Source organism: Chloroflexota bacterium (assembly GCA_009840625.1).
GTDB lineage: Bacteria > Chloroflexota > UBA11872 > UBA11872 > VXNJ01 > VXNJ01.
In genome coordinates this window covers 193,108-205,492 of the sequence record VXNJ01000001.1, presented here as the reverse complement: position 1 = coordinate 205,492, position 12,385 = coordinate 193,108, and the positions used below count along the sequence as shown (strand labels likewise).

The 12,385-nt window shown below is 64.9% G+C and carries 9 protein-coding genes; 5 read left to right on the top strand and 4 right to left on the bottom strand.

The window, feature by feature from the left end; genetic code table 11:
- Window positions 1-88: 88 nt before the first annotated feature.
- On the top strand, window positions 89-2,077 hold the full coding sequence (locus tag F4X41_00850; protein MYB15576.1) for a primary-amine oxidase: 1,989 nt from the start codon (window positions 89-91) through the stop codon (window positions 2,075-2,077).
- A 76-nt stretch (window positions 2,078-2,153) separates the two neighbouring features.
- Here the strand turns inward: F4X41_00850 and F4X41_00845 are convergent, their stop codons facing one another.
- The 4 genes from F4X41_00845 to F4X41_00830 all read right to left on the bottom strand — a co-directional run bounded on the left by F4X41_00845 (window position 2,154) and on the right by F4X41_00830 (window position 6,944).
- Window positions 2,154-3,656 carry a M81 family metallopeptidase gene (locus F4X41_00845; GenBank protein ID MYB15575.1) on the bottom strand — a complete coding sequence of 501 codons (1,503 nt, stop codon included), beginning with the start codon at window positions 3,654-3,656 and terminating at the stop codon, window positions 2,154-2,156.
- Window positions 3,657-3,730: 74 nt separating this feature from the next.
- Complete coding sequence (locus tag F4X41_00840; protein MYB15574.1) at window positions 3,731-4,681, bottom strand: SDR family NAD(P)-dependent oxidoreductase; 951 nt, start codon at window positions 4,679-4,681, stop codon at window positions 3,731-3,733.
- Between the two features lie 97 nt (window positions 4,682-4,778).
- Entirely contained in the window at window positions 4,779-5,399 is a 621-nt protein-coding gene (locus tag F4X41_00835) for a VanZ family protein (protein MYB15573.1), read from the bottom strand.
- Between the two features lie 57 nt (window positions 5,400-5,456).
- Entirely contained in the window at window positions 5,457-6,944 is a 1,488-nt protein-coding gene (locus tag F4X41_00830) for a sodium/proline symporter (protein ID MYB15572.1), read from the bottom strand.
- 60 nt (window positions 6,945-7,004) lie between these two features.
- Between F4X41_00830 and F4X41_00825 the strand changes: the two genes are divergently transcribed.
- The 4 genes from F4X41_00825 (at window position 7,005) to F4X41_00810 (ending at window position 12,329) form a co-directional block, all read left to right on the top strand.
- The gene (locus F4X41_00825) at window positions 7,005-8,495 is read left to right on the top strand and encodes an ABC transporter substrate-binding protein (GenBank protein ID MYB15571.1); all 1,491 of its coding nucleotides are present in this window, start codon (window positions 7,005-7,007) and stop codon (window positions 8,493-8,495) included.
- 167 nt (window positions 8,496-8,662) lie between these two features.
- Window positions 8,663-10,033, top strand: coding sequence for a DUF1800 domain-containing protein (locus F4X41_00820; protein MYB15570.1), 1,371 nt, complete (start codon window positions 8,663-8,665; stop codon window positions 10,031-10,033).
- A 95-nt stretch (window positions 10,034-10,128) separates the two neighbouring features.
- A complete protein-coding gene (locus tag F4X41_00815) occupies window positions 10,129-11,292 on the top strand; it encodes a DUF1501 domain-containing protein (protein ID MYB15569.1) in 1,164 nt (387 codons plus the stop codon).
- Window positions 11,293-11,315: 23 nt separating this feature from the next.
- The gene (locus F4X41_00810) at window positions 11,316-12,329 is read left to right on the top strand and encodes a hypothetical protein (protein ID MYB15568.1); all 1,014 of its coding nucleotides are present in this window, start codon (window positions 11,316-11,318) and stop codon (window positions 12,327-12,329) included.
- Window positions 12,330-12,385 lie beyond the last annotated feature (56 nt).

The window sequence follows — 12,385 nt, the reverse complement described above, 5'->3', positions numbered from 1 at the left end:
CAGCAAATAATTGACTCGGACCAGCGCCGAGCGCGCTTGGTTAGGCAGCCGCCCGGGACCTGCGGCGGGGAATCGAATCGACGAAGACATGAGCATTTCCAACCCCACGCGTCGCTTAGACGCCGCAACCGCCGGCGTTCACCCGCTGGATCCGCTCACTACCGTGGAGATTGACGCGGTGGTGGGCCTGATCCGTGTCGACGCTCGCGCCCCGAAAGCGCCGCGGTTCATAAGCGTCGAAGTGCGCGAACCTCCGAAGGCCGAAGTGCTTGCCTACGATCCGGGCGCGGACTGCGATCGCCAGGCGAGCGCGGTGCTGCTGGATCGCGAAAGCGGGGATTGCGTCGAAGTCATGGTCTGCCTTAACCGTGCGGAAATCGCAAGCTGGCGGGTGATCGAGGGGGTGCAACCGGCGATTACCCCGGACGAGGCCGCCGAATGCCAACGGGTGGCGCGCAATTGCCCGGAGTTTCTGGCCGCAATCAATAAACGCGGCGTGAGCGATCCCGACCTGGTGATGCTCGATCCGTGGTCGGCCGGCCATTACGGCGACGAACCCGCCGGCGATAAGGGCCGAAGGCTGGTCCGGGCGCTGGCCTACGCGCGGGCGGAGTCGCACGACAACGGTTACGCCCGCCCGATCGAAAACCTTCTGACGATCATTGACCTGAATCGGATGGAGGTCGTCCGGGTGGAGGACCACGGGGCGGTCCCGCTCCCGCCGGAACCGGCCAATTGGACCGGTCGCTACGTTGCCCCGACGCGCCCGGCGCCCAGCCCGCTCCAGATAACCCAACCGCAGGGGCCGGGATTTACCATCTGCGGCCGGGAAATCCGCTGGCAGGGATGGCGGTTCCGGATCGGATTCAACGCCCGCGAGGGGCTTGTCCTGCACACGGTTGGATACGAGGATGGCGCCGGTCTGCGACCGATCCTTTACCGCGCCGCGGTCTCGGAAATGCTGGTGCCCTACGGCGACCCCGGCATCACCAGCTACCGCAAGAACGCATTCGACGTGGGCGAATACGGGATCGGTGTGACCGCGAATTCGCTGGCCCTGGGTTGCGATTGCCTGGGCGAGATTCGCTATCTCGACGCCCACATGGTCGACTCCTCCGGCAACCCCAGGACGATAAAGAACGCGATATGCCTGCACGAGGAGGATGACGGCATCCTCTGGAAGCACACCGATTGGCGCACCGGCGACGTGGAAGTCCGCAGATCGCGCCGGCTGGTGGTCTCGTTCATAACCACCGTCGGGATCTACGAATATGGCTTCTACTGGATCTTTGGCCAGGACGGATCCCTGGAACTCGAAGTAAAACTCACCGGTATACCGAGCGTCACGGCGCTGGCGCCGGGTGAACGCCCGATGCACGGCGTGGAAGTGGCGCCCCGCCTCAGCGCCACCGTGCACCAGCACTTCTTCAACGTCCGGATGGACCTGGACGTCGACGGGCCGGGCAACAGCGTCCTGGAGGTGGATGCGGTCGGCCTGCCGCCGGGCGAGGGCAACCCCCATCTGAACGCCTTCGTCGCCCGACCCAAGTCCCTCGAATCGGAAGCGGTTGCACGCCGACGCTGCGATCCCTCGGCCAGTCGCTACTGGCAGATCGTCAACCCCAACACCCGGAACCGCACCGGACAGCCGACCGGTTACCGCCTGGTTCCGGGCGAGAATTCGGTTCCACTGGCCCATGAGGCGGCGGCGGTTTCACGGCGGGCCGGATTCCTGCGGCACCATCTGTGGGTGACCGCCTACGATCCGGCCGAACGGTTTGCGGCTGGCGACTACCCGAACCAGCGGCCCGGCGATGCCGGGCTCGCCAGGTGGTCGGGCAAGGACCGCCCGCTTGCCAATACCGACCTTGTCGTCTGGTACACGTTCGGCCACACGCACATCCCGCGCACCGAGGAATGGCCGGTCATGCCGGCGCACAAGATCGGCTTCATGCTCAAGCCGGACGGTTTCTTCCAAAACAACCCGGCGCTCGGTCTGCCCGGCGAAATCGAGAGCATTCTCAGCGAAGACGGATTGACCGGAAACGGCGAATCGAGCAGAGCGGGCTGCCACTGAACCGATCGCGGCCGGTAAGCGCCGGCGGTTCATGTCCGCCACGCGGCGGACTGTTTCTGCCCAGGCGCCTTCCAGGTCAGGTCGGTCGGTACTGCGCCTCCGGCTCGAAGGGATATAGCGGCCGGCGCCGACGACAGTAATCGAATGTTGAGAGGTCGGCGCTGGTGAGCCCGGGCGTATTGACCAGGACTATCCGCGATGCGATCGGTTCATAAGCGGGTCGCGGCGAAACGACTCCTTTGGCCACCACTATGCGGTACTCCTCCGGCCGGATGCCGACCGCGTACATCTGCTCGCGGGACGTATTGCCGTCCCGGTGGCTGGTCAGCACCAGGGTGTGTCCGTCGGAGGTTTCGAGCACCGCGGTCGTGCCGGAATCAAAGAACCGGTAGCCAGCATGGGTGGGACCACTGTCCTCGTACTTGCCATCCGAAATCCCGACGACCCTGGCGCTGACCGAAACGGGGGCGCCGTGCAATCCGTCGGTCTTGCCGCCGACCATCAGATCGACCTTGCTGTCCACGCCGGCGACCAGGCAGGCCTGCACCGCGACAGGATCGTAAAGGGTCTGCAGCAGGCCGCGGATCCCCAGTTGCTGCGCCCGGCTCAGTATGTGGGTCGAATCGGCCGACGATCCCCCGCCGATGTTGTCGCCTACGTCCATCAAGACCACCGGGCCGGTCGCGCGGTCGTCCGGTCGGTGGCTGGCGGCAATCGCAAGCGCTTCATCGATGCCGGGTATTTTCGCGTCCATTTCGGCCCGACGTTCCCAGGCGCGTTTAGCCATCCAGGTACACCGCCGGCGGGCCAGGCCCGGATCGCCGTCGGACACGACCAGGAATGACATCCCCATTTCCGCCACGTCGGCGTAGGGATAGCCTTCGGCGATCGAAGTCGACAGAACTCCGGGCTCGGACTGGACCGCCAGGCTGTCTTCGACCAGCCCCCGCATGGGTTCTTCGCCGGTGAACTGGCGCACGATGTTGATGACCAGCGGGGGCGTTTCAAGCCACTGCCGGGGCCGGATCTCGCCATTGGCGGTTCGGTAAATCAATTCGGCGCACTCGAAGCCTCGCTGAAGGGCGTCGAGGTGCGGATTGGTGCGATAGATGGTCACGACGTCGGTTGCCCGGATCGTCGCCGGCGAGATGTTTCCGTGCATGTCGAGGGCCATCCCGACCGGGGTTTGCGGACCGACCACGTTGCGGACCCGGGCCGCGATTTCGCCGTCCACGTCGGGGTATTCCTCCGAAACCGCCGCGCCGTGATTGGCCAGCAAAACGCCGTCCCAGGGACCCCCGTCGCTCAGCATGTCGATCATTTCGCCGACTATCCGGTCGAACGCGTCCTTGGTGATTAGTCCGATCGGGCCGGTGCGGGCGTGCAGCAACGGGACAGCTTCGAACCCGAGCTCCCGGCCGGCTTCAAGAAATCCGGCCAGGGTGGCCTGCGATCGCCCGAATTTCTCCACGATCTGGCCGTGGCGCAGAATCCCCTCCCGCTCGAACGCGGCGTAGTCGGCCGGCACTGACGAGAAGGTGTTGGTCTCGTGCGAGAGCCCGAGCAAGGCAAACCTCATCGGCGGCCGCCGTCGGCGCCGACCGGTTGCGCTGCCGAGGGTTCTTTACCAGTCCGAACCCGAGCGGTCACCATTCACACGTCCCGATCCGCGTGCAAACCGGCGAATTCGACGCCGGTCAACTGCGCCGACATCTCCCAGACCCGTTGCGCATGCGGCTCGCTGCGGGACAGCCGTGAAGACGAAACCAGGACCGGGTGCCCGCGTTCGCCGAAGAGGCCCCGCGGGCCGTAATACTGCCCGCCGACCGCTTCCAGCGCGGTGGCCGCGCGCAGTATCGGGAGGGCCCCCATCGGCGGTCCCTGGATCAGCCTGCTTCGCAGCCACTGTCGCCAGCGCGGGCGCCTTCGCCCGAACCGGCTGCCGAGATTCGTCGCCGTGTAGCCGGGATGGGCGGCCAGCGAAGCGGCGTCGATCCCGGCCCGGCTGAAAAGGCGCTCCAGGTGATAGGCGAACAGCAGGTTGTAGAGCTTCGAGCGCGCGTACGCGCCCCAGGTGGAGTAGTTGGCTTCGGAGTGCATCAGCCCTTCGCGATCGATCCGCCCGAAACGGTGCATCAGGCTGCTCACCGTCACGATACGCGACCCGGGGGTTCCGGCGATCATGCCGAGCAAACGTCCGGTCAGGGCAAAGTGGCCCAGGTGGTTGATCCCGACGTGGAGCTCGAACCCGTCGCGGGTCCGCAGGTAGGGCGCGGCCATTACTCCGGCGTTGTTGACCAGGATGTCGAGACTTGAATGACGTCGCTGGAATTCGTCGGCGAAACCGGCGATCGACTCCAGGCAGGCCAGGTCGAGATCCATCAACTTGGCGCGCGCTCCCGGCACCGATGCCTGCAACCCGGCCAGGGCGGCCCCGCCCCGTTCGGGCGAGCGACAGGCCAAGATCGTCTCGGCCCCCTGCCGGGCCAGTTCGACCGCGGCGGCGTATCCGGTCCCGCTGCTGGCCCCGGTCACCAGGGCGATCCGCCCATTCAGTTCGGGGATGTCCGCAGCCGTCCAGCGACTGGACCATCTGCCGCCCACTGATCAACCTCCCAAATCTGCAAACCGGCCAATCATGCCCGTCGGGTCACCAAAATTTTCCGGAATCGGCCGCGGCGCGGGCACTCTCTCCCGCGGACTAGGGACCAGATTTCCGTCCGATGCGGCGGTGGGTCCAGCCGATGCCGGCGCGGCCCGCGATGGCAAACGTCGCGGCCAGGAAATTAAACAGGATGTCGACCGGATCGAAATGGCGGCCAGGGATAAACAGCTGCACCAACTCGTCGAGCGTCCCGACCAGGGTGGTGAGCACGAGCGCCCAGAGCCAGGCGAAGGGCACCCGGCGGCCCCCGGCGACCCGTTCGGCCAGCGCGGCATAGACGAATGCACCCAGGACCGCGTATTCCACAAGGTGCGAGCGTTCCGCCAGCACCGCGGTGCGCAGGAACAGCATCAGCAGCATGGCGGTCGCCCCGACCGCGATTACCAGGTTTAGACCGCTCGGCCTTTGGTTCAGGCCCTGGACGAGAACGGTGGCGGCAACCAGGATCATGCCGGCCAGGAATATGAACGCCGCGGCCGCCTCGAGCAACCCGGCGGCGGCCAGCTCCCCGGCCAACCAGCCACCAAACCCCAGGGTCGCGAAGATCGCCGCAATCACCGCTAGCACCAGGTACCACATGCGGCGCTCGCGAGTTGACGCGAATAGCCCTGCTGCGGCCCGGTTTGCGAAACGGCGATTCGGTGGACCCGGATTCATACAAGACCCCCGGCCAGCAAGATCTTTCCGGGCCCGGCGCGATTCATGCCAGTCGAATCAGGTTGTTGCGCCGGTGGCGCGGTCGAATAGATTGAGCACCCGGTCCGAGGGCGGGGCGGTCAGGAGACAGGCTACAACCCCGGCCAGCATCGCAACAATGAATCCCGGCGTGGCCGGTTGTACGTCCCAGATGCCCCCCGGACCACCGCTTTGCAGCGCCCAGATGGAGGCCACCAGGGTCCCTGACAGGATCGAAATGATCGCGCCCCAGCGATTGAAGCGCCGCCAGTAGAGGGCCAGGATCGTGACCGGCCCGAACGCTGCCCCCATCCCACCCCAGGCGTAGCTGACGAATTCGAAGATCGATTCCGGATGCAGGATCGGGATGGCTGCTCCCACGCAGCCGATGACCACCAGCAGCGCCCGGCCCAGCCAAACACGCGATTTTTCCTGGATGCGAGCGGCATATTCACGGATCCCGGGGAGGTCCCCGGTCGCGACCGCCGAGGCCAGCAGCAGCTGCGAATCGGCGGTGCTCATGACTGCCGCGATCACCGCCGTCAACAGCAGGCCGGCGACCGCGGGATGGAAAAAGTACTCCGAAACTACCAAGTAGACGCGCTCTGAGTCCCCGAGCTGATCGAGCAGGCCGGCGTCGGCGAGGGCGGAATGGGCCATCAGGCCGACCGCCAGGGCCAGACCGTATACGGCGATGAGCCAAACGATGGAGATGTTGCGGCTGCCTTCAACCCGGGCGCGGCTTTCCAGGGCCATGAATCGCTGCAGAATCCGCTGGGCACCGAATGCCCCCAATGCCCAACCGGCGGTGGACAGGAAGAACAAGGGCGTCAGTATTTCACCGTCAACATCGCTGAACGGGTTCCAGAACCCGGTCCGGCCCTCGGCCCCGATGGCGGGGGAGAGGTTCAGTGCCAGCGTCACCGCGATCAGCAGGAGACTGGCCAGCATCAGCAGGGCTTGGAAAACATCAGTCCGTGAAACCGCCAGATATCCGCCGATGAGGGTGTAGGAGCCCACCGCGGCCAGGGTCAATACGACGCCGGCAATAGGTTCGATGCCAAAGATGGTTTCGAGCAGTTTCGAACCCCCCACCAGCCCGGAACTTATGTAGAAGACCACGAACAGGATGGTGACCAGCGATGCCAGGGTTCTAAGCGCCCCCGAGCGGTCGTCGAAGCGAGTCTCGAAAAACTCTGGAATGGTGAGCGCATCGCGCGCCTCGACGGTGTAGCGGCGCAACCGCTTGGCCAGCAGCGACCAGCTCAACCAGATTCCAATAACCGCGCTCGCCGGTATCCACCAGGCGACTGCCCCGCCGACGTAGGCAAGCGCCGGGAGCGAGAGCATAGTCCAGGCGCTGGTGGTCGACGAACCGGCGCTCAGGGCAGTCGTGAAGCTGCCCAGGCGCCGTGCCCCCAGCACGTAATCGGACATATTGCGCATCCGCCGCGCCCGCAACACCGCGATCCCGATCAGGAGCAGGAAGTAGGCTCCGAACGGCGCGATGATCCATTGAGTTGCCATCGCGCCTCAATCAATTGCGGTTGTTGCTCGCGGAACCGCATCGGCCGTGGCATCCGCTGGATGCGGGCCCGCATTGCGGTCGCGGCAAGATTTTCTCCTGCTAACGTACCGGCCGACTGCATTCGCTGCGCGATCCGTTGCTGGCCGCCCGTCGCCAACCCGGCCCAATTCAGGAATGCGAACGGGGCTGGTCCACCCGCGTCAACCCGCCGCAGTTACCCTATTACACGGGTGTTTAATACTTGTCTGCTACCGGCAGCGGAGGGCTCCTTGGGCGCGCGGAATACGTTCAACTTCCGGCACGAAATCCTCGGACTGTCGGTCCGGCAAACGTGCGCGGCGCACGCAGGGATTCCCATTCGTTGGGCGCCAGCGTTGCGGCATTGCGCTTGGGTGGTGGCGCTGACGCTGATGCTGACAGTTCTGGTGGGCTGCGATCCGGATGCGGCTGAGTCGCCGGCTTTCCGGATCGGCGTGATGGAATCGCTGACCGGCGCCGGGGAGACCTACGGGACGGTGGCGATACAGTCCAAGACATTGGCGGTGGAAGACATCAACGCCGCTGGCGGCATCGACGGGCGCCCGCTGGAGCTGGTGGTCGAGGACTCCAAGTGCAACGCCCAGGACGCGATCAACGCCTACAACAAACTCACCGACGTCGAGGGCGTGCAGATCATCCTCGGTACCTCGTGCAGCGGCGCCATGCTGGGGGTCGCGCCGCTGGCCGAGCGCGACGGGGTGATCCTGTTCTCGGGCCTGGCATCGAACCCCGACATCGCCAACGCCGGCGACTACATATTCCGGACTCAGATCAGCGACATCGAGGTCGGCCACAGCACCGGGGACATCCTGTGGTCGGATGGCATCCGGCGGTTGGCGATGATTTCCGAAGAAACCGATTACGCCGCCGGAATTCGCCGGGTAACGGCGGAGCGCTTCGAGCAGCACGGCGGGAGCATCGTGGCCGCCGAGCGGTTCGCTCCGGACACGACTGACTTCAGAACCCAGTTGACCAAGCTGTTCGATGCCGGCCCGGACGCCCTGCACGTGTCTCCGCAGTCGGAATTTGCCGGCGGCACAATCATCAAGCAGGCCCGCGAATTGGGATTCGCCGGGCCGATCTACGCCGAAACAGTTTCGGTCGGGGCCACGGCGCTTGAAATCGCCGGTGACGCGGCAACCGGCGTCAAGGCCATAACCGCCGCCCCCGACCCAGAAAACGAGACGGCCCAGGACCTGCTGGCCCGATTTCGCGAGCGCTACGAGTACATAACCCTGCCCTGGCACCTGGGGTCGGCCTACGACACCGTCAATATTGCCGCCGAGTGCTTGCGTCGGACCGGCGACGATCAGGACGCCGACGGATTTCGCGATTGCCTCTACGAGATCACCTGGAGCGGTGCGATCGGCGATGGCTACAGCTTCGATTCCGACGGCGAAGTAGTCGGGCTTTCACGGAGCGTGGTCGAAGTCTTGCCGCCCCGCGAACGCACCGCAGAAAACTATGGTTACCGGGTTCTGGGCAACGCGGCGGAGCTGGCGGCGACCTAGGTTTGCGGCAATTGCGGTCACCGCGCCGACCGCCCCTAGGTGCCCGGATAGGACCGCCCAAACTTGACACCGCCTCCGGGCGCCAATAAGCTTTTTCCAACCTGTCGAAAGACACTTTCTGAGGATGTGCGGTGTCGAGTAGCGATGTCGCGCTGCTAGCGCACCTGATGCGGCGCGCCGGATTCGGAGCGACCCGGTCCGAGCTGGCGGAACTGGCCGACCGCGGTTACGAAGCCGTGGTGGAAGACCTGGTCAATCCCGAGCGTTTTCCGGACATCGAGGATGACGTCCTCAAGCGCTACTATCCCAACCTGCGGAGCTGGGAATCGATTTCGACCTTCGGCGGGGCCTGGATGTACCGGATGATCAACACCCGGCGGCCGCTGCAGGAGAAGATGGCGCTCTTCTGGCACCACGTGTTCGCCACCGGCTGGCACAAGAACGAATTCGTCCCCGCCATGGTCGAACAGATCAACACCTTCCGCGACAACGGGCTCGGCCGATTCGACCAGATCCTGCTGGACCTCTCGCGCGACCCGGCCATGATCGACTGGCTTGACAACCAGGAAAACCACAACGGCGCCATCAACGAGAACTACGGGCGCGAGTTGCTCGAACTTTTCTCGATGGGTGTCGGCAACTACACCGAGACCGACATCAAAGAGGCCTCGCGGGCGTTCACCGGCTGGACTTTCGAGCAGCCGATTCCCCTCTATCCCTACGGACACTACCCCACCCGGTTCGTCTACCGCGCGGACGATCACGATGACGGCGAAAAGACCTTCCTCGGCCACACCGGACGGTTCAACGGACAAGACATAATTGCCATCATCGTCCGCCAGCCGGCCACCGCCCGGTTCATCTGCCGGCACCTTTACAACTTCTTCGTGGCCGACGAGCCGCAGGTACCGGCCTGGCAGACCGTGCCGCCCCAGGACCCGGAGGCGATGGCGATGCTGACCGACGCGTTCGAGGTTTCCGGCGGGGACATCCGGTCGGTTATGCGGGTGTTGCTCAATTCGGACTTCTTCAAGCAGGCCCGGCAACGCAAGGTCAAGAGTCCGATCGAATACGTCGTCGGCACCGCCCGTCTGGCCGGCGATCAACGCTTTCCCGAACCCGGGTTGCTCGATCTGGTTGACGCGGCCGCGGTCATGGGTCAGTGGGTGTTGAACCCTCCGACCGTCGAAGGCTGGCATACCGGCAAGGAGTGGATAGACGGCGGGACTTTAAGCGAACGCGTCAACTTTGCCGCCGACCTGATGTCGGACGCCTCGCGGCCCGGCGTTCGCGAGGTCGTCCAGGGCGTGTGCAACCACGGCTCCGACCCCGGTTCGGTCAGCGCACAGGAATTCGTCGACCGCTGCCTGGACGGGGTAGGCGCGCTTGAGGTGAGCGACGATACCCGCGCCGCGCTGTTGCGCCATGCTGAATCCGGTGGTGGACTGGACACCGGCAAAGGCAACGGCGAATCCACCGAAAAGGTTGCGGCCATGCTGCGCCTGATCGTCTCATCCATGGAATACCAATTTGCTTAAACGCCCGCCGGCCAGCGCACGGCCAGCCTCGCTGTGGGGCAGGCTTTGAGTACTTGGAATTGAAAACCTTGAGGAAACCCAGGAGATAACGCGTCGTGGCAGCCAACGGGAAGCCGCCGGTTCTGGTGGTCTTGCAGCTAACCGGAGGGAACGACTTCATGAACTCGGTCGTTCCCTACAACAGCCCGGTGTACTACGATGCCCGCCAGAGCTTGGCGATTGCCCAGGAAGATGTCCTGCCCATCGACGGCGAACTCGGGTTTCATCCCAATCTGGCCCCGCTCAAGGAGCTTTACGACGAGGGCACGGTCGCGATCGTACAGGGGGTCGGCTACCAAAATTCGTCCCGCTCGCATTTCCGCGCGATGGACATAATGCACACCTGCGAGCCGGAGATCGTCGGCACCGAGGGCTGGGTCGGCCGGGCCACCCGACAGCTGGACCCGGAACGCGAATCGGTGCTGACCACCGTGAACATCGGTCGCGGCATGCCTCGGGCGCTGGCCTGTCCGGGAGTCCCGATCACCTCGGTCGGCGACCTGGACAGCTACGGATTGATGTCAGGGATTTCGGCCCTCGAGCAGCGCTCGTTGGCGCTGACCCGATTCCAGGAAATGTACGCTCCGGCGATCGGTTCCGGGCCGGTGGCCGACTACATCGCCCGCACCGGTCTGGACGTGATCAAGGGGGCCGAGATTCTCAAGGCCGCGCCGGCCGCGTATCAATCGCGGGTCACTTACGCCGAAAACGCGATCGCCCAGAGCCTGCGCGACGTGGCGCGCGTGCACCTGGCCGGTCTGGGCACCAGGATCTTCTATGCCCAACACGGCGGCTACGACACCCACGCGATCCAGAACCCGACCCATCCCCGGCTGTTGTCGGAACTATCCGGCGCGATCCGGGACTTCTTCCAGGACCTGCGCGACCACGATGCCGATGACGAAGTCGCGATGCTGGTCTTTACCGAATTCGGCCGCCGCATGCGCGGCAACGGGAGCGGCACCGACCACGGCTCCGGTGGCGGCGCTTTCATCATCGGCAAGAACGTTAACGGCGGCCTTTACTGCGAATACCCGTCGCTGAACCCCAACGACTGGCTCAACGGCGAAGACCTGCGCCACACGGTCGACTTCCGCAGCGTCTACTCGGTGATGCTCGAGAAGTGGATGGCAATGGACCCCACCGACATCGTCGGCGGCAGCTACGAGCAATTCCAGCCCTTCAAGCAGGCCGGCTCGACGGCCGCCGCTTCCGCCTGAGCGGCCGGCAGGCGGGCAGGTAAATGGGCAGACCGCACGCGCTCTTCAGGACCGGCTTTCCTTACCTGAAGACCATCGGCATGCGCCGGGTTACAAGTTACGCGATCGACGTTGCCGTAACCGACGATGACCGCCTGTTCGTTCTTTGCCGTGGCGACACGACCGCCGAGGTCAGGCGCACCGACATGGATGACGTCGACCACGGCTCTTTCGGCGGAAGAGGCACGGCCGAGGGCAAGTTCACCTGGCCGGCTTCGCTGGCAGTCGGGCCCGACGGAAACCTCTACATCTCCGATGAGGCCTTGAACCGCATATCGATCTTCTCGCTGGACGGGGAGTTCATTTCCTGCTGGGGTTCACCCGGCAGCGGCGAGGGCCAGCTCGATCGGCCTTCGGGGTTGCGGTTCGACGGCGACGGCGACCTTTACCTGTCCGACACGATGAATCACCGGGTCCAAAAGTTCTCCAAGGACGGGGATTTCCTGCAGAGTTGGGGATCCCACGGCGACGGCGACGGCGAACTGAACATGCCCTGGGGCGTGGACATTGACGAGCTTGGCGCGGTGTACGTGTCCGACTGGCGCAATGACCGGATCCAGAAATTCGGGCCGGACGGTCAATTTGAATTTGCGGTCGGGACGTCCGGGAACGGGCGCGGCCAATTCGACCGCCCGACCGGAATTGCGGTCGACGGAGACGGCGACATATACGTGTCCGATTGGGGCAACGACCGCGTCCAGCAATTCGCCGCCGACGGCAGGTACCTGGACACCTTCATCGGTGATGCCACGATGTCCAAGTGCGGGATCGACTACGTGCTGGCCAATCCGGTACCGCTGCGGCTGCGCGAGATGACATCGCTCGAGCCGCAGAAGCGGTTCCGCGGGCCGCTGGGGCTGGCGACCGACGAACGGAAACGATTGTTCGTAGCCGACTACGGCGCGTTCCGGGTCCAGATCTACCAGAAGCAGGCGATCGAGCTGAGCGCCGACCAGATCGCCCCCGAGCGCCAGTCGCCGAGCCTTTCGGTCACTTAATAGCCGGCCGAAAGGTCGCCACCAGGCCGAATGCATGTGTGCAACCGGGCGGCACG

Excerpts from the sequence above, each read along its gene's own strand:
- F4X41_00835 (MYB15573.1), bottom strand. The coding sequence starts at position 5,399 with ATGAATCCGGGTCCACCGAATCGCCGTTTCGCAAACCGGGCCGCAGCA.
- F4X41_00820 (MYB15570.1), top strand. The coding sequence starts at position 8,663 with ATGCGGCGCGCCGGATTCGGAGCGACCCGGTCCGAGCTGGCGGAACTG.
- F4X41_00810 (MYB15568.1), top strand. The coding sequence starts at position 11,316 with ATGGGCAGACCGCACGCGCTCTTCAGGACCGGCTTTCCTTACCTGAAG.
- F4X41_00845 (MYB15575.1), bottom strand. The coding sequence starts at position 3,656 with ATGAGGTTTGCCTTGCTCGGGCTCTCGCACGAGACCAACACCTTCTCG.
- F4X41_00850 (MYB15576.1), top strand. The coding sequence starts at position 89 with ATGAGCATTTCCAACCCCACGCGTCGCTTAGACGCCGCAACCGCCGGC.
- F4X41_00825 (MYB15571.1), top strand. The coding sequence starts at position 7,005 with ATGCGGGCCCGCATTGCGGTCGCGGCAAGATTTTCTCCTGCTAACGTA.
- F4X41_00830 (MYB15572.1), bottom strand. The coding sequence starts at position 6,944 with ATGGCAACTCAATGGATCATCGCGCCGTTCGGAGCCTACTTCCTGCTC.